The organism is Butyrivibrio sp. AE3006 (genome assembly GCF_000424165.1).
GTDB lineage: Bacteria > Bacillota > Clostridia > Lachnospirales > Lachnospiraceae > Butyrivibrio.
Genome location: NZ_AUJJ01000012.1, coordinates 16,682 through 35,319, shown reverse-complemented (window position 1 = coordinate 35,319; position 18,638 = coordinate 16,682). Strand labels below are relative to the sequence as shown.

General features: G+C 41.3%; 17 protein-coding genes. All 17 read left to right on the top strand.

Going from position 1 to position 18,638, the window contains the following annotated elements:
* Position 1 precedes the first annotated feature (1 nt).
* The 17 genes from hypD to G603_RS0108085 all read left to right on the top strand — a co-directional run bounded on the left by hypD (position 2) and on the right by G603_RS0108085 (position 18,600).
* Positions 2 to 1,045 (top strand): hydrogenase formation protein HypD, encoded by a 1,044-nt coding sequence (hypD, locus tag G603_RS0108170; RefSeq protein WP_026669915.1) that lies wholly within the window; start codon positions 2 to 4, stop codon positions 1,043 to 1,045.
* Positions 1,045 to 2,040 carry a hydrogenase expression/formation protein HypE gene (gene hypE / locus G603_RS0108165; protein WP_026669914.1) on the top strand — a complete coding sequence of 332 codons (996 nt, stop codon included), beginning with the start codon at positions 1,045 to 1,047 and terminating at the stop codon, positions 2,038 to 2,040. Before hypD ends, hypE begins: the two co-directional genes overlap by 1 nt.
* Positions 2,041 to 2,163: 123 nt before the next feature.
* The gene (locus G603_RS0108160) at positions 2,164 to 3,006 is read left to right on the top strand and encodes an adaptor protein MecA (RefSeq protein ID WP_026669913.1); all 843 of its coding nucleotides are present in this window, start codon (positions 2,164 to 2,166) and stop codon (positions 3,004 to 3,006) included.
* 127 nt (positions 3,007 to 3,133) lie between these two features.
* Positions 3,134 to 3,859, top strand: coding sequence for a pseudouridine synthase (locus tag G603_RS0108155; protein WP_026669912.1), 726 nt, complete (start codon positions 3,134 to 3,136; stop codon positions 3,857 to 3,859).
* A gap of 22 nt (positions 3,860 to 3,881) precedes the next feature.
* Positions 3,882 to 5,906: an NAD-dependent DNA ligase LigA gene (ligA, locus tag G603_RS0108150; protein WP_026669911.1), complete on the top strand. Its 2,025-nt coding sequence runs from the start codon at positions 3,882 to 3,884 to the stop codon at positions 5,904 to 5,906.
* Between the two features lie 78 nt (positions 5,907 to 5,984).
* Entirely contained in the window at positions 5,985 to 6,950 is a 966-nt protein-coding gene (gene metA, locus G603_RS0108145; RefSeq protein ID WP_026669910.1) for a homoserine O-acetyltransferase MetA, read from the top strand.
* 125 nt (positions 6,951 to 7,075) lie between these two features.
* The gene (locus G603_RS0108140; protein ID WP_026669909.1) at positions 7,076 to 7,552 is read left to right on the top strand and encodes a hypothetical protein; all 477 of its coding nucleotides are present in this window, start codon (positions 7,076 to 7,078) and stop codon (positions 7,550 to 7,552) included.
* A gap of 82 nt (positions 7,553 to 7,634) precedes the next feature.
* On the top strand, positions 7,635 to 8,477 hold the full coding sequence (locus G603_RS0108135; protein ID WP_026669908.1) for a tyrosine-type recombinase/integrase: 843 nt from the start codon (positions 7,635 to 7,637) through the stop codon (positions 8,475 to 8,477).
* 287 nt (positions 8,478 to 8,764) lie between these two features.
* Entirely contained in the window at positions 8,765 to 9,859 is a 1,095-nt protein-coding gene (locus G603_RS19700; protein WP_051207639.1) for a hypothetical protein, read from the top strand.
* Positions 9,860 to 10,238: 379 nt separating this feature from the next.
* The gene (locus G603_RS0108120; protein ID WP_026669907.1) at positions 10,239 to 10,973 is read left to right on the top strand and encodes a helicase associated domain-containing protein; all 735 of its coding nucleotides are present in this window, start codon (positions 10,239 to 10,241) and stop codon (positions 10,971 to 10,973) included.
* Between the two features lie 102 nt (positions 10,974 to 11,075).
* Complete coding sequence (locus G603_RS21450; RefSeq protein ID WP_051207637.1) at positions 11,076 to 11,474, top strand: prepilin-type N-terminal cleavage/methylation domain-containing protein; 399 nt, start codon at positions 11,076 to 11,078, stop codon at positions 11,472 to 11,474.
* Positions 11,475 to 11,576: 102 nt separating this feature from the next.
* Complete coding sequence (locus tag G603_RS0108110; protein WP_026669906.1) at positions 11,577 to 11,924, top strand: hypothetical protein; 348 nt, start codon at positions 11,577 to 11,579, stop codon at positions 11,922 to 11,924.
* Positions 11,925 to 12,142: 218 nt separating this feature from the next.
* The gene (locus G603_RS0108105) at positions 12,143 to 13,861 is read left to right on the top strand and encodes a GspE/PulE family protein (protein ID WP_026669905.1); all 1,719 of its coding nucleotides are present in this window, start codon (positions 12,143 to 12,145) and stop codon (positions 13,859 to 13,861) included.
* Positions 13,862 to 13,887: 26 nt separating this feature from the next.
* Positions 13,888 to 14,940 (top strand): type IV pilus twitching motility protein PilT, encoded by a 1,053-nt coding sequence (locus G603_RS0108100; RefSeq protein ID WP_242834854.1) that lies wholly within the window; start codon positions 13,888 to 13,890, stop codon positions 14,938 to 14,940.
* A 35-nt stretch (positions 14,941 to 14,975) separates the two neighbouring features.
* The gene (locus G603_RS0108095) at positions 14,976 to 16,202 is read left to right on the top strand and encodes a type II secretion system F family protein (RefSeq protein ID WP_026669903.1); all 1,227 of its coding nucleotides are present in this window, start codon (positions 14,976 to 14,978) and stop codon (positions 16,200 to 16,202) included.
* An 89-nt stretch (positions 16,203 to 16,291) separates the two neighbouring features.
* Complete coding sequence (gene pilM, locus G603_RS0108090) at positions 16,292 to 17,929, top strand: pilus assembly protein PilM (RefSeq protein ID WP_026669902.1); 1,638 nt, start codon at positions 16,292 to 16,294, stop codon at positions 17,927 to 17,929.
* 50 nt (positions 17,930 to 17,979) lie between these two features.
* On the top strand, positions 17,980 to 18,600 hold the full coding sequence (locus G603_RS0108085) for a type II secretion system protein M (protein ID WP_026669901.1): 621 nt from the start codon (positions 17,980 to 17,982) through the stop codon (positions 18,598 to 18,600).
* Positions 18,601 to 18,638 lie beyond the last annotated feature (38 nt).

Here is an 18,638-nt window from a genome sequence, read left to right as displayed (position 1 = left end):
TATGGACAGATTACAGGAAATAAAAGATAAACTGAAAAATTATAATGGCGAAACCGTAAGATTCATGGAAGTTTGCGGAACACATACCGCAGCTATTTCAGAAAACGGAATTCCAGGGATGCTCTCTGATAATATCAAGCTTATTTCAGGTCCGGGATGCCCTGTATGCGTAACTGTAACAGCAGTAATTGACAAGCTTACAGAACTGTCCATGGCTGAAAATACTACAGTTTTAACCTTTGGTGATCTTATAAGAGTTAAGGGATCAAAGTATTCTCTGGCTGATGCAAGAGCCCTTGGTGGTAGCGTGGAAATGCTTTATTCTCCAATGGATGCCATCAGACTGGCTATTGAGCATAAGGACAGGAATTATGTTTTTGCAGCAATAGGGTTTGAGACCACAACGCCCGTATATGCCATGGTTTTAGAAGAAATTATTAAAAGAGATGTTCATAATCTTAAGCTTCTTACATCACTTAAGACCATGCCCCAGGTAATCAGATGGGTATGCAAAAACACTGACAATATTGATGGTTTTATTGCTCCCGGACATGTAGCTGTTGTTACGGGATCTGATGTATTTAAGCAGCTTTCAGAAGAGACAAAAATGCCATTTGTAGTGACAGGCTTTGAGGGAGCACAGCTCCTTACAGCTATTTATGCTCTTACCGGAATGCGTGGTAAGACCGGCATCAAGAATTTATACAGAAGTGTGGTTACACCTGAAGGTAATCTTGAAGCGAAAGAAGCTGTGGAGAAATTCTTTGAGCCCTGCGACGCTTCCTGGCGCGGAATGGGAATGATTCCCGGATCCGGTATGAGGCTTAAGAGCGAGTATGCTCAGTATGATGCAGGAAGCCACGGCCTTGATGAGGATCACATGCCTCCCGGATGCAGCTGTGCAAGAGTTCTTACAGGTGAGATAGCACCTAATGAGTGCCCTTTATTTGGTAAAAAATGTACACCTGAAGATGCCCACGGAGCATGCATGGTTTCTACAGAGGGAAGCTGTTATAACTATTACATTTCAGGAAGAGGAAATTAATGAAAATTACTATGGCGCATGGAAGCGGCGGAGCTTCCACATCAGAGCTTATTTCAAATATATTTGCAAAGCACTTTAAAAATGAAGTGCTTGATAGAATGGAAGATTCTGCGGTTGTACCCGGAAGCAGCAGAATCGCTGTTACTACAGATTCCTTTGTTGTAACACCATACTTTTTTCCGGGCGGAGATATTGGAAGATTATCCGTATGCGGAACAGTAAATGACCTTCTTATGAGCGGAGCAGTTCCCAAGTATCTTACCTGTGGCTGCATACTTGAAGAAGGTATGGACATGGATGACCTTGATAAGATCATTGAATCCATGGCAGCTACCGCAGATGAAGCAGGAATCAAGATAATAACCGGAGATACAAAGGTTGTAGAAAAGCGTGGAGATTTTGGCGGAATAATGATAAATACTTCAGGTGTTGGATTTATGCCTGAGAATATTTCACTTTCTCCTGCAGGCTGCAAGGACGGCGATGCCCTTATTATTTCAGGTAACCTTGGTGATCATCATGCAGCGATTCTTTCAGGAAGAATGAATATCAAAAATGAGATAAAGTCAGATAATGCACCTCTTGGCGAGATGGTTAGCACTCTTATTTCAAACGGCATCAGAGTCCATGCTATGCGCGATGTTACAAGAGGCGGACTTGGTACTGTTTTATCTGAATTTGCAAATGCATCCGAATGCACAATAGACATCTATCAGGATAAGCTTCCTGTGAGCCCTGCAGTTAAGGACTTCTGCAAGATGTTGGGGCTTGACCCTGTTTATATGGGCAATGAAGGAAAAATGATCTGCGTAGTCGACGGAGCAGACGCAGACAAGGCAGTTGAACTTATAAGAGGTGCAAAATATGGGGAAAATGCCTGCATAATAGGAAATGTAAGCACCAGAGATAATGGCAAAGTTATTCTTCATACCGGAATCGGCGGAGAGAGAATAATCGGACCTCTTTACGGTGAGGGATTACCTAGAATCTGCTAAGAAATAAGCCGTAAATGCAGTGATTTTGCCTATGTTCTTATAAGAACAATTTATACATCTTATGAAAACAAAGTGTGTTATAATAGATAAGATGTTGTTTTTAGTTTTAAAGGTATTAGATCTATGAAGTTTACAAGAGTTAATAAGGATACAGTTAATTGCATAATCACAGAAGATGATATGGACGAGCAGGGTCTTAAGCTTGAGGACCTTTTTGATAAGAGTAAGGAAGCAATGGATTTCCTCCATGACGTAATGGAGAGAGCTGCACAGGAAGTTGATTACAAGCCTACAGGTGCTTTTACACCAATGCAGATCACAGTTCTTCCCGATCACTCGATTTCGCTTACATTATCTGAGAACGCTGAGGAGGCCTTTGCAGATATGCTTAAGAACCTTACAGAGAAGGCAGGTCTTAAGCTTCCCAAGAATTTCCTTGAGGAACTTGGCGATGTATCTGAGGAAGAGAGAATTCCCAAGCTCAGTGAGTACCTGCAGAATCTTAAGGAGTTCACAAGTTCTGTAAGAGATATGGCTAAGAAAGTTGAAGATGCCGTTGAAGATAAGAATAATGGTGAGCTTCCTTTCATAACAGAGAACGACTCCAGAAAGACTAAGATCAAGAAGGATAAAAAGGACAAGAAACGTTCTGAAGAGCTCGATAAACTGAACTTTACATCCTTTGTATTTGAATATGATTCACTTAGAACAGTTATAAGGCTTTCCAAACAGATACCTAAGAAGTATTCTTTAGCTACATCACTTTATAAGGATGCTTCCACAGGCAAATATTACATGCTTTGCGACAGGAAAAAAGAGAAGTCAAGAAATTTTGCTTCTGTATTTTCAATTTGTTATGAGTTTGGCAAGTTCGTAACCACAAAGGATATTGCGATTTATCACATGGATGAGAATTTCGACACTATAATAAAAGAAAAGGCAGTTGAGAGATTAAGGAAACTCTGATACGAAAACAGAAAAGGAACGGCTAAAAGGTCGTTTCTTTTTTATATCACAGGAATTCCTGTTTTAAGAAAAAGTATTTGAGCACTAGATGTTTTTGGTGCCAAAAATATTTCGATATGAGGTTTTCATGAGCACTGATAATGAGGTCAGATTAAATAAATTCATAGCCATGTGCGGTGTCTGTTCAAGGCGAGATGCAGATAAGCTTATCGATGATGGGAAAATAACCGTTAACGGAGCTGTTGCTACCCAGGGTATAAAGGTTACTAATAACGACATTGTAATGTATGATGGTAAGCAGATTAAACCCATGGAAGAAAAGGTTGTCCTTGCTTATAACAAGCCCGTCGGAGTTGTTTGCACAGAGAAGGATGACCACGCTGAGAGAACCATTATTGAAGACCTTAACGTAGATATGCGTGTTACATACGCAGGGAGACTAGATAAGGATTCTGAGGGGCTGATGATTCTTACAAATGACGGCGATCTTATTCAGGCTATGATGCGGGGGGCCAACGGGCATGAGAAGGAATATGTTGTTGAGGTTGATCATAAGATCACTGACAGATTCCTTCGTGAAATGGAAAAGGGCGTTTATCTTCCAGAACTAGAGCAGACTACAAGACCCTGCAAGCTTACGAAGATTACGGACACATGTTTTAAGATAGTGCTTACCCAGGGTCTTAACAGACAGATCAGACGAATGTGTGATGCTTTTGGCTATAATGTAGTTAAGCTTAAAAGAATCCGCATTATGAATGTGGAGTTACAGGGACTTAATTATTCAGAGCACAGAGTTCTGGAGGGAGAAGAACTGCGGACTTTGTACCAAAACGCAGGACTTGATATTTGAAAAAAGGTATAGGGGAGATTTTATGGCAGAAAAAGAAATAGTACAGAGATATAAAGAGCTTTCTGATACAATACGTTATCACATGGATCGCTATTACAATCAGGATGCACCGGAGATATCCGATTATGAATACGATCAGCTGATGCAGGAGCTTAAAAAGATAGAAGCTGAGAATCCTGAGCTTGTAACCCCGGATTCTCCAAGCCAGATTGTGGGCGGAACAGCCAAGCGAGAAGCCGGTGTTAAGGTAACCCACAATGTCCCGATGCTTTCTATAGAGGATGTCTTTGATAAAACAGACGTAGAAGCCTGGATAAATAAGGTTCACTCAAGACACCATGATGCAGCTGTTTCTGTTGAACAGAAAATCGACGGTCTTAGTATGACCCTTAGATATGAGAGAGATACCGAAAAAGAGGGCTTTATGAAGCTTTCTCTTGCTGAGACCAGAGGTGATGGAATGGTGGGCGAAGATGTAACAATAAATGCCCTCGTTATTCCCGATGTAAAAAAAGAGATCAAGTTTGATGCGGACTATCTTGAGCTTAGAGGCGAAGTCTACATGTCTCATGAAGATTTTGACAGATATAATGAGACCCAGGAAAAGCTTGGAAAAAAGGTAGCTGCTAATCCCAGAAACCTTGCAGCAGGAACCCTTCGTCAGCTGGACAGCAAGGTTACAAAAGAACGCGGACTTAAGATGTTTATCTTCAATGTTCAGGACGGACCTGCAGAGCTTATGCAGAGCCACTGTGATGCACTTGATAAGCTTAAGGCTCTTGGCATTCCTGTAGTTGCCCATAGAAAGTGCATGAATTTTGAAGAGGTTTCTGCCGCGATAGATGAAATTGGCGAAACAAGAGGAGACCTTTCCTTTGATCTTGACGGCGCTGTTATTAAAGTAGATAACACAGTATGGAGAGATGATTTCCCTGCAGGAAGCAAATATTCCAGCGGCCATATAGCATATAAGTATCCGCCGGAAGAGCGCGTAGTTGTAATGGATGAGATTCTCGTGGATGTGGGAAGAACAGGAAAGCTCACCTTCACAGGACAGTTCCATGATAAGGAGACTGGAAAGCCTGCAAGACTTTGCGGTACATCAGTATCAAGAGCAACTCTTCACAATCAGGACTACATCAGAGATATGAAGATCGGTATTGGCGGATCCTACAAGCTCTTTAAATCAGGAGAGATCATTCCTAAGCTTAACGGCTGCGTTGATGAGCCTGAGGTTGTATACGAAGCACCTCATAACTGTCCTGTTTGCGGACATCCCTTAGTAAGAGAAGAGGATACAGCTGATATCAGATGCGTTAATCCTACATGTCCCGCACAGGTCACAAGAACAATTGCTTATTTCACATCAAGGGATGCCATGAACATTATGGGCCTTGGTGATACTCTTATAGAAGCCCTTACTAAGGATGGTTATCTGTCAAACTATGCGGATATCTACGACCTCTATAAGTACCGCGATGAGATGATTGAAAAGGGCATCATCGGAAAAGAGAAAAATACAGATAAGCTTCTGGCTGAGATTGAGAAATCAAAATCCAATAACCCTGTTCAGCTTCTTACAGGTCTTGCCATCAGAAATGTTGGAAAGGCAACAGCAAGAGAGATCATGAAGCATATCACAGAGTTTACAGAGCTGTTTAATATAACCGTTGATGGCTTTTTATCAATGCCTGATATAGGTGAGACCACAGCTAATGATCTCTATGAATTCTTTCACGATGAGGATAACAGAGCACTTGTCATGCGAATGAAGGATAGCGGACTAAACATGACAGTTGAGAAGGATGAGGATGCTTCCGACAAGCTTGCGGGAATGACTATTGTTGTTACAGGTACACTTCCTACACTTGGCAGAAAAGAAGCAGAAGAGCTTATTACCAAGAACGGAGGAAAAGCCTCCGGAAGCGTATCTAAGAAAACAACTATGGTTCTCGCCGGCGAAGCTGCAGGCAGCAAGCTCACAAAGGCTCAGGACCTTGGCATCAAAGTAATTGATGAAGCAGAGTTTTTGAAGATGATAAAATAATCCCATCTTAATCTGGAAAATAGTGCTTGGAATGTTTATTTGATATACTACAAAAAATAGTAACGGAGGACTGGTAAAGTGCCTATTAAAATACTTAACGATCTTCCTGTGAGGGAGATACTTGAAAAGGAAAATATATTTGTTGTAGACGAGAACAGAGCTATGCATCAGGATATTCGTTCATTGAATATCTGTATTTTGAATCTGATGCCGTTAAAAGAAGATACAGAGCTTCAGCTTCTCAGGTCACTTTCAAATACACCTTTGCAGATAGATGTATCCTTCATGAGAGTAAGCTCCCATAAATCACTCAATACATCGCCCAACCACCTTAACAGGTTTTATCATACCTTTGAGGAATTAAAGGATAACACCTACGATGGACTTATCATCACAGGTGCTCCTGTTGAGCAGATGGAATTTGAAGAGGTGGATTACTGGCCGGAGCTTTGCGAGATTTTTGAGTGGTCAAAAACAAACGTTACATCAACATTCCATATTTGCTGGGGAGCACAGGCAGGACTTTACTATCATTATCATATTCAGAAAAGACTGCTTCCCGAGAAGCTTTTTGGACTTTTTGAGCATAGAGTTGAAAACAGAAAGGTACCGCTGGTTCGCGGCTTTGATGATGTTTTCCTTATGCCTCATTCAAGACACACAGAGACACCTGCGTCTGCAATTCATTCATGCAGCGATCTGGTAGTGCTTGCTGAGTCAGCTGTTGCAGGAGTTTTCCTTTGCATGTCAAGAGATGGCAAAAACATATTTGTAATGGGGCATGCTGAGTATGACAGACTAACTCTCCACAACGAGTATATAAGGGACCTCAGCAAAGACCTTCCTATTCATGTGCCGGTAAATTACTATCCTGATGATGACCCTGATAACACACCGAAGCTCACTTGGAGATCACACTGCAACAACCTGTACTCCAACTGGCTTGACTACTATGTATATCAGGCTACACCTTATAAGTGGGGACAGATACTGGATGATGAGAGAAGAAACAAGGCTGCAAGCGCACTTACCTCTGAACAATAAAACATAAAAGTTTTATGAAATCTCATTCAAGATACTCGCAAACGATAATAAATAAGTTAAAATATAATATATCGGTTATATTCTGAAACTTTGAAAACACATTTATCGCGGAAAAGGGGTGCACAATGGGCTTAGATCTTGAAGAAGAGGAAAAGGAAGTAAAGGTTGCTTCACCAAGGACCAGGACAAAAAGAACCAAGGAGCTCCTGGAAGAGAATGCAAAAAAAGTAGAAGAGCTTTCAAATGAACATGAGAGCCTTGAGAAGGAGATAAGTGTTATCGACGGAGAGGACAAGACTCTTGGCGATAAAGATGTTGTTGGAATTGACATCGAGCACGAGAAATTCGGCACGGGCAAAATTGCGAAGCAGGAAGGTAAGTACATTGAAGTTCAGTTCAATGACGTTGTTAAGAAATTTGTGCTTCCCGGCGCTATTGCTGATGGATATCTTCGAATAAATGATGAAGAGCTTGTTGATTTCTTCAAGAAAAAGAACGACGTTCATAACCGTATGCTTAAAGCACAGGTTGCGCTTCGTTCAAATGAGTTCACATCAGATAGAATAAAAGAAGAGATTGAGAAAATTAAAGAAAAAGCATAATGATTTTATGAGTTTAGGCTCCCCGGATTATTCCGGGGAGCTTTTTAGCTTATAATTCTTCTGCAACAAGGAGGAGAATTATATGTTACAGATTAATGATGAGACAATCGCAAATTATGCGAATTATTTACAGGAGATGGAGAAATCAAAGGCCACGGTCAGGAAATATGTGCGCAGCATCTGTAGATTTTGCAATTGCTGTGGAGGAAACATAAAGTCAAAGGCTGTGATTCTTGAATATAAAGAAACACTTCATAAGCAGGGTTATAGCATTAGCACGATAAATGGAAATATTGCAGCTATAAATTCTTTTTTGAGTTTCGCAGGAATACCTGAATGGAAACTTAGATCACTTCGCATCCAAAAGAGAAACTTCCAAATTGATGATAATGAAATAACATTAGATGAATACAGAAGAATGATCGAGACATCCGAGAAAATCAGCGATAAAAGGATGCCATATATTCTGATGACTCTTGCAAGTACAGGAATAAGGATCAGTGAGCTTCCATATATCACACCGCAGGGCCTAAGAAGGGGAAGAATTCAGATAAGTCTAAAGGGGAAAATCAGGATTATTCTGATACCTGAATCTCTGTCAAAAACGCTGCTTATCTATAGCGAGCAAAACGAGATTATCGAAGGAAGTATATTTATTTCAAGAAATGGCAGACCGCTTCACCGAAGCTATATCTGGCGCAAACTCAAGGAAATCGCTATAAAGGCAGGTATCGACCAAAACAAAATATATCCGCATAACTTCAGACATTTTTTCGCAAGAACCTACTATGATGCATATAGTGATGTCATTCATTTAGCTGATATCTTAGGTCACAGCAGCGTCAATACTACAAGAATTTATACTATGCGCCGCGGCGCAGAAGAACGCGACAAAATCGAAGCTCTTGGCCTGGCGGTTATCTAACCGCCGGGCCTAAGTTATATTAATCATTTCTTAAGACATTTCGTATGTGTTTCTTAATAAACCAATGGCGGTTTTGTGGTATTATCTTTTTTGCGTGATCACGTGATTTAGTAGTATATAAGATTTTCGGTTATTTCACCAAAGAATACCCAGTATCATTTGAAATATTCAATAAAGGGAATCTTTAAATACAGAATATCAAAACTATGCATAATGGCGGCCATACAAAGGTTGTATGTCTGTTGAAAGTGGCACTTTTTTGCCGTATTATGAAGAAAGGAAAATAAATGATTGAGCAGACAGATATATCAGGTACTATAGATATTACGAATAAGGAAGCGCAGTATGATGAATGTGTGAAAAGATTATTGTCAAACAAAATGGTTCTTGCTTGGATCATGAAAGAATGCGTTCCTGAATTTGCGCAGTTTTCTATATCTCAAATAGCAAATGATTGTATTGAAGGAGAACCGCAGGTATCAAAGATCGCGGTTGATCAGGATCAGCTTGATAAGGATGAGCTTCAATATCTTGAGGAGTTGCCGGATGGCAGAATCGAAGGACAAAATACAGAAGATAATTCGATAAAAGAGGGAAAAGTCTATTACGATATAAAATTCTCAGCAGTTGTACCGGACTCAAAGGAATCGGTTCATCTCATTTTGAATGTCGAGGCGCAAAAGGACGATGATCCACCATATCCTCTTATCAAGAGAGCTTTATATTATGTAAGCCGTATGATAAGCGCACAGAAGAACACGGTCTTCATTAAAAGTCATTATGAGAAAATTCGTAAGGTTTATTCTATATGGATTCAAATGAATGTTGATGACGAATATAAGAATACTATTACACGGTATAGAACGGTTGAGGAAAATGTCATCGGAAATGCATTTGAAGAAGAAAAGGACTACGATCTGATGACAGTTTTGTTTTTAAAACTCGGATCAGCTGAAGAAGCGGGAGATGTTCCAATTCTGAAACTTCTTGATGTTTTGCTATCGTCAAATACTGAGCCGCAGAAAAAGAAAGAGATATTGGAAAGAAATTTTAACATACCTATGACAAAATCGATGAAAGAGGAGGTAAACACCATGTGCAATCTGGGTGAGGGAATAAGAGAAGAAGCTCTAGCGATAGGAGAAGCAAGGGGAGAAGCAAGAGGAGAAGCAAGAGGAGAAGCAAGAGGAGTTATTATTGGAAAAATCGATTTGATATGCAAGAAACTACAAAAAGGAAAATCTGTCGACAAAATCGCTTCTGAGGTTGAAGAAGACGAGGAGTATGTCTCAAGAATCTGCGCTATTGCAGAAAAATACGCTCCCGACTATGACATAGAGTCTATATATAATGAGTTGATGAAAGAAAAGGTTCTAAGCTGATTATTATTTTGTTAGGCTCCCCGGAAATCCGGGGAGCTTTTTTGCGGTCTAAATAAGAAGATTTGAAAATATAGCGAAGTAAATTCAGGAAAAAAATTAGCAACAGAATATAAATTCTGTTGTTGTTTTTCGTTATTTGTAGGTGTTTTTTCTTTATTTTGTTTTTCTGTTTCCTACTTTTATTCTGTTTTTTTTTTGTATTTTTGTCGGTGTTTCTGGATTTTTTTGAAAATTTCTTTTGTTTTTTCTTTTTTTCAGACAATACTTTTGGTGTACTTTTTGCGTTTTATCAGGATCTTTATGCATTTTCCTTTTATTTATTTGCAAATAGCAACAGAATTTATATTCCGTTGCTACTTGCAAAAAGATGGAGGGGGCAGTGGACAGAGTATCAAAATCCACTAAGGGGAAAAGGCTTGATTGGGATGAATGGTATGCACTTGCCAGGGAGTATTACGAGGCGAACGGGGATCTCATAGTTCCGGCAAACTATACGACACCCGAAGGTCATAAGCTTGGAAAATGGATCAGTAGGCAGAGAGCGAAATACAACAATTCGCCTCACGTAAAAGGCACCATTTCAGATACGGAGATAAAGCTCCTGGAAAAAATAGGAATGACCTGGCGCCTTGAATATCGATTCGAGTGGGACGAGTGGCTAGAGCAGCTCGCTATATATAAAGAAGAAAATGGTAATCTTTTGGTTCCAAGAGATTACAGGCAGGGAATATATCACCTTGGAAATTGGATTGTAGAGAAAAGAAGACTCTACTGGCGGGGTGAACTTACAGATACCCAGATACAGGAACTTGAAAATCTTGGTATGGAATGGGCACTTTCCTTCCAAAGAGATTGGGATGAATGGTATGAGGATGCCAAAGCTTACTATGAAAAACATGGCGACTTGATGATCCCTACAGACTACGTAACAGACGAAGGTTACAGGCTTGGACAGTGGATATCTGAACAGCGAGGGAAATTTTCTCATAGAAAAGGAAAGCCCACTATAAAAGCTGCGGAAGTCCAAAAGCTAAATCAAATCGGCATGGTCTGGGTCATCAAACTCCAGTTAAAGAAGAAAAAGCAGGAAAAAGAAAAGAAAAAAGTTTCCTGAATATCTTCATCAACTATCGAATCACTACGCTTGTGAAGCGTTGGGATAAATAAGCATCTAGAAACCAAAAACTTTTTTATGAGGAAAAGGAGAAAGAAAGTTATGAAAAAAATGCTTAAGAGACTTAATAAGAGAGAAGGCTTTACTCTTGCGGAGTTGTTGATCGTTGTTGCTATCATTGCAGTTCTTGTTGCTATTAGTATTCCGATATTCAATAACCAGTTAGAGAAAGCAAGAGAGGCAACTGATGCAGCAAATATTAGAAATGCTATTTCTGACGTAACATTACAGTATTTGTCTGCTGATACGCCTGATGCTACTGGATATACAGCAACTGTTACATTGACTCAAAAAAAGAATGGATGGGAAACAGCACCAGCATTTAATGATAGTAAAGGAAATCCAATTACTGTAGCATCCGGTACTATCCCCAATGAGGGTGGAAAAGCAGATGTTACTATTGCTAGTGATGGTAGTTTAAGTATTAAATACTATAAGTAAATTTATATATTTATTTACATCGGTCTTTGGGCTCGTAAATAAAATATAGTTTATTCGTAAACGGATAAGGCTACAAGTAGTATTAAAGGAACGATTTAGTGAATGAATGCGCGTAACATATCAGGAATTACGTTCATTATAATTCTTCTGACTTTCGGTGTATTTGCACTTATTATTGTGATGCTGATATCAGATAACTTAAACAGTAAGCTTTATGACTTTGATACACAGCAGGAGATTTACGCAGAGCATCAGGCCAGTATCGAGTACCAGAAAAACTACAAGCCATTCACAGCGGTCTTTGACACGGAAACGAAACAATTTGTGGACAAAAGAACCGCAAGAATGTCAGTAAAGCCATACGGTTCATCAAAAGAACATCAAGGCATGTATCTTTTGATAACAGTAGACAAGGATGGGAATATCTCATCGCAGTGGATATCCCCATAGTTAATGGATAAAAAACAAAAGCATAGCAGTTACATTTTATGAGGATGTAGCTGCTATGCATATCCATTTATTCAGAAAAGAAAAATATCATAAACCGTACGTTGAAAATTGAATAAAACATACTGGAGATTTTGTCATCATCAGGCGTGTTTTATTCAGTTTTCAAATGATTTCTAAGAATATAAACATTGCACATTACTTACGATGAGGGGGAAGTTATGGCAAAGAAACGTATCGGTGATCTTCTTATTGAGAGAGGGCTTATTACTCAGAAAGAGCTTGAATTCGCACTCGACAAGCAGAAGCAGACTAGGGAAAAACTTGGTGAAGTTCTTATAAGTAATAAAATCGTGACTCCTGAGAACATGGCCAAGACACTGGCTTTTCAGCTGGAGGTTGACTATGTCGATCTTGCCAGAGTGTCTATCGCGCCTGAAATGGCGGAGCTTGTTCAGAAAAACACAGCCAGACAGAACCATCTGGTTCCAATCCAGAAGCAGGGGGATACGCTTTATGTAGCCATGGATGATCCTCTTAATTACTATGCTCTGGATGAGGTGCGAAAAGTCACGAACCTTAAGATCGTACCCATGATCTCTACCCAGGTCGCAGTTGAGAGAGCGATAAATACCCTGTATGGTAACGAAGGTGCCAAGCAGGCTATTGCTGATTATAAAAAAGAATTCAACAGAGGCACGGACTACGATGATGGCCCAAATGCGAACTTCGACTTTGTCATTTCATCAAATTCTTTTGAAGGCGACGCTGATTCTGCGCCTACGATCAGACTTGTTAATTCAATAATCGAAAGAGCAGCTCAGGAGCGTGCATCAGATATCCACGTAGAGCCCAGGGAAAACGACATGGACGTACGTATGAGAATTGATGGGATCATGCGAGACATCCTGAAGGTTCCAAAGGACATTTCTCCTGCAGTTATTGCACGTATCAAGACCATGTCCGGCATGGACGTTGCCGAGAGACGTATTCCTCAGGATGGACGTTTTTCTGTAAGCGTTGCAGGAAAAAGCATAGACATGCGTGTATCCACGCTTCCCATCGCATGGGGCGAGAAGGTAGTTCTCAGACTCCTTGATAAATCCAACACCAACATCGATAAAGAAATGCTGGGACTTCGTCCCGATGACATGGAAAAATATGAAAAGCTCATCCACTACCGCAACGGCGTAATGCTCCTTGTTGGACCTACAGGTTCAGGTAAAACAACAACCATGTACGCAATGCTGAATGAGCTGAACACAAGGGATGTAAACCTTGTTACTTTGGAAGACCCTATCGAGTACAACCTGGACGGACTTAACCAGGTTCAGATAAATCCCAAGACTAACATGACCTTTGCATCAGGTCTTAGAGCGATCCTCAGACAGGATCCCGATATCGTATCAATCGGTGAGATCCGTGACGGCGAGACGGCAGAGATTGCTATGAGAGCAGCTCTTACCGGACGTTTCGTAATGAGTACCATCCATACAAATGATGCGGTCGGAGCCATAGACAGACTTGAGGATATCGGCGTTGAGCCGTACCTCGTATCAGCAACGCTCAGGGGAGTAATTTCTCAGAGACTTGTAAGACGTATCTGCCCCTACTGTGCAGAGAAATACGATCCTACGGAAGAAGAAATCACTAAGCTTGGCATTAAGATCCAGCCGGGAACCAAATTTAAACATGGTAAAGGATGCCAGCACTGCTTTAACACAGGTTATCAGGGACGAATCGCAGTATTTGAGATTATGATGATCACTCCCGAGATCAGAAACCTGATCTATAAAAAAGCAGGCCGCGGTGCAATCGAAGCAGAGCTTCACAAGGAAGGAAGTGGTTTCGTATCCCTGAAGGAAGCTGCAACTATGCTGGTTCTCGAAGGCGTAACAACAGTTTACGAAGTAATGCGAATCACCAACGAAAGCGACTAATTATCATTTATACGAGGTACCAAACCATGATGACTATAGAGCAGCTGGTTACAAAAGCAAAAGAAGACGGCGCATCAGATATACATGTTATCTGCAATCTACCGCCCAAGTACAGAAAAAGCGGCGACCTTGAAAACATGGACGAAACGCCTGTAACTAGGGAAGAATGCTTTGCCCTTGCAAAAGAACTGGCAAAGACAGATGAAGCTTACAACGAGCTTCTCACAACAGGCGAACTTGATGCAGCTGACAGCTTTGCAGGAAACCGCTGCCGTATCCATCTCTTTAAACAGCAGGGAGTACCGAGCCTTGCGCTTCGTATTCTCTCAGAGCATATACCGAGACTTGAAGATCTGGGACTTCCCATGGCGGTTATGGAACTGCCAAAGCTCCATAAAGGTATCGTCCTTGTAACAGGTGAGACAGGATCAGGTAAATCAACATCCCTTGCTGCCATCATGGACAACATAAACCACAACTATAAGCGTCACATCGTGACATTGGAAGACCCGGTTGAGTACATGTACACACCGGATAAATGTGCTATCAACCAGCGTGAAGTTGGCAAAGATACCCAGAGTTTTGCAATGGGACTTAGGGCATCCCTCCGTGAGGATCCCAACGTAATCCTTATCGGTGAGATGCGTGACAGAGACACCATAGAGACAGCTATCACTGCAGCTGAGACAGGACACCTTGTTTTCGGAACACTGCACACAGGAAGCGCAGCAGATTCCATCGACCGTATGGTTCAGGTTTTCCCTGAGGCAGCGCAGCAGCAGATAAGACTTCAGCTCTCAATGGTTCTTCAGGCTGTTCTTACACAGCAACTTGTACAGAAAAAAGGCGGCGGAAGAGCTCTTGCAGCAGAGTACATGATAGTTACCGATGCTATCAGAAATCTCATCAGAACAGGTAATACTCCGCAGATAGCAAATGCAGTGGCAACAAGTGCCGAGATAGGCGGACAGACCATGGACCAGGCACTTATCATGCTGGTGAAAAAAGGACAGATAACAAGAGAAAATGCACTGCATTACGCAGTCAATAAGGATTTTGTGAACAGAAACATGATGTAACTTTCCGTGGATTATGACGCGAAAAAGGGGGAACTATGAACAGTTACAAATACACGGCATTAGCATCAGGAGGGCGAGAAGTATCAGGACTTATCGAAGCCATCGATGAGCTTGAGGCCACAGCCAAGATAAGAAATCAATATAACGCGGTCATTTCCATAAAGGAAGTAAAAAATGGCGTCGGGATCACACTTCCAAAATTCCTTGTTGCGGATCTTGGAGGCAAAAAGCTCAATTCCAAGGCGTTTACACTGATGTGCAGCCAGTTTTCAACTATTCTTTCTGCGGGTATCCCGATCGCAAGGGCAGTAAAGCTTATCGAGGACAAGACCACTGACAAGTTCCTCAAAAAGCTACTTGTATCCGTGGCAGAAGATGTTGAAGCAGGCCGTACCATTTCAGCATCCTTTGAGGATCATGGCGGAAGATTACTTCCTCCGACTTTCTGTGAGACTATCAAGGCCGGTGAAGAGGCAGGAGACCTCGCAGGGGCCTTTGAGTCAGTATATAAGCACTTTGACAAACAGACCAAGATGGGAGCCAAGGTAAGAGGCGCCCTTACATATCCCGCGTTTGTATTTGTGATCGCTATCGTGGTAGTGATCGTCCTGATGGTAAAAGTCGTTCCCACCTTTACTGCTATGTTTGCTGACATGGGAGGAGAACTCCCCATCATGACACAGATGCTGATAGCGATGTCAGACTTTGTAAGAAAAACCTTCGTATATTTCATCATAATAGCAATTGCACTGTTCATCGCATTTACCATGTATAAGAAAACTCCAAAGGGTGCGATCAACGTTGCAAAAGCTCAGTTAGCACTTCCGGTTCTTGGAAACATAGCTGAACTTAACTCAGCAAGCCTTTTTGCCAACACCATGGCTACCATGATCCAGGCAGGACTTCCGATGACCAAGGCTGTAGAGATCACATCCAAGGTCATGCCAAATGCTCTTATCGCAGAGCAGACACACAACATGGTCACCAGAATAGAAGAAGGTCGAACCATTGTTGATTCCATGAGAGAAGCTGACTGTTTCCCTGATATCCTCACCGATATGGTAGGTGTCGGCGAAGAGACAGGTGAGATGAAGGCTACATTGGATACAGTTGCAAAATATTATGATAACGAGCTTGAGCAGGCCGTAGCATCAGCAATCGCAATGCTTGAACCCGCAGTTCTTGTCTTCCTTGCTGTATTTGCAGGCTTCATAGTCATCTCGATCTACATGGCAATGTTCAGTATGTACAACTATATGTAAGTAATGAGTTTTCAAGATGATAAACTGATGTTTTTTAAGAAAAGTAGTAAAACGGTATTTACATCTACTCACATAGAGGGGAGAGAACGATGGCTAAACAAGATGGCGTAGTTGGCGTATATGTGGCTCATGGAAGATTAACACTTGCCATGTTCAAAGGCAAAAATTTATCTACAGCCTGGGTTGATATACCCGAAAATGTCGCGCAGAGCAGTGAGATCATTTCCAAAAATCTGTTTGCGCAGTTCATCAAAGACACCATGAAAGAAAACGGGATGAAGGCCAAGAAGGCAGTCTTCATTATCGGTAGTGAGAAGGTCCTTGTACGCGAGATCAACATGCCAAAGATGAACGACGAGCAGCTAAAGGTCAACCTTCCCTATGAATTCAGGGACTATATAAAGGGTGAGCTTAAGGACTATCTCTATGATTACACAGTAAGGAACATCAACACTGATGATCAGGGGAATGATACCACCATGGACCTTCTTGCAGTGGCGATCCCCTTAGAGTACTACAACACCCTGGCAGACATCCTGTCAGTAGCAGGACTTAAGCTGATAAAGACCGTTCCCGAGCTGTATGTCATCGAGGACCTGATAAAACTCTATGACGAAGAAGAGCGCAAAAAGGAAAGGTGCTTCCTTGATATCGGAAACAACACCATCAGGATGCAGATCTATAAGAATGGAAAATACAAGCTCTCACATGTCATAGATATCGGTGAAAAGTACATCATCAGGGCCATCGCAGACAGCATGAACGTGGATATGGAGCTTGCAAAGACCTACCTCAGGACAAGGTTCCAGGAATGCGACAGGAATGAGAACGTAATAAATGCGTATAAGGATGTCTCGCTTGAGGTACTTAAGGGCTTTAACTTTTATGAAATGTCAGATATGACATCAAGACTCGGAGACGTTGTCGTTTACGGAGCAGGCGCACTTATAGAGCCGCTGATCGCTCTTTTAAAAGAAAGACTCAACATGAATGTAAAGACCATGGCAGAGTCATTTCCCGAGTACGACCATGATGGCGACCTTAACATTACTGGCATATCAGTCGGCTCCCTGCTGTCCCTGGATGACAAGAAAGACTTATCCGGCTCAGGTATTGATTATGACATCAATTTCGGAAAGCAGAAGGAAAAGAAAAAGAGCAACATCGGCGCAGTACTCTGCGCTATAGCAGCAGTGATCCTCGTTATTTTACTGGCAGCAAAATTCCTTGTGATAGACAGGTTCAGTAGTCTCGCCAGGGCTCAGAAAAATGTTGAAGACCTTGAGACTCAGATTGAACTAGGAAATCAGTTCATAAACTCAGGAGATGAGCTTGCCGAGGAATTCTATCATTACACCTGGACAGACATGACAGATGAGGAAAAGGACAGGATAAGCAGGAAGGAAGTCACAGAGCTTGTGAAGTTCATCAATAGCAGCAAGGCTATTGTTAAGCAGATTTTCCTGACAGAAAATGTCCTTACTGTAGATATAACCACAGATACGCTTCAGAGTGTAAGCGAACTTAGCGAATCACTGGATGGTCAGAAGATAGTTGAAAGTGTTCGAGTCGATAATGCCAGAAAGCTTGAATCAGAAGGAATGCAGAAAGTTACGTTAGATGAGAATGCTCATGAAGTAATAACAGAAGTTCCTGGAGACATCATAGTTGAAGCACAGCTGAAGATTTATCTTGATTCAAATAATGCATCAAAAGAAGATGAATGACAACTACTTAAGAATCCACTAGCAAAGGGAAAAGAAAGAGGCAGGGGAAAATGAAGATAACCAAAGGGTTTACAGCCAGAGAAAAAACATTATTTGTAATTCTGATTCTGATCATCATTGGAGCAGCTTATTTCCTTTTTGTACACCAGCCGGTATCAGATGGTATCGATATAGCTGATAAAAGAGCTGCAACCTTGGAAGAGGATCTGGCGATTATCAATGCCAAGGCGCAGAAAATATCAGGAATGAAGGATGAGATGGCAGAGATTGAAAAGAGCGGTAAAAAGCCTTCACTTATGCCAAGCTACAATTCATCCAAGCAGGAGCTTGATTTTCTTCATGGGATTTTATCTAATCAGACCCTTGATTACATTGTCAGCTTTACAGATGTAACAAAGGAAGGAAATCAGATAAGAAGGAACTTCTCTCTGAATTTCACAGCGAAAAACTATGACGAAGCAGAGAAGATATTAGAGGCTCTGGAAAACAGCGAAATCAGATGTCTTATCGGAGATTTAATAATACGACCTGTAGAAAGCGATGCGGATTTATTCGAAGGTGAAGTAGATGTGAGCTGTGTAGCTACTTTCTACGAGACAATGTATGGAGGAAAAGCAGATTCAGATCTTCCTGAAGATAAAACTGCAGAGCCTGTAAATACAGGGGAGTGAAAAAAGGCTAACAGCCAGAAAAAGAATTGAGGGGCGTT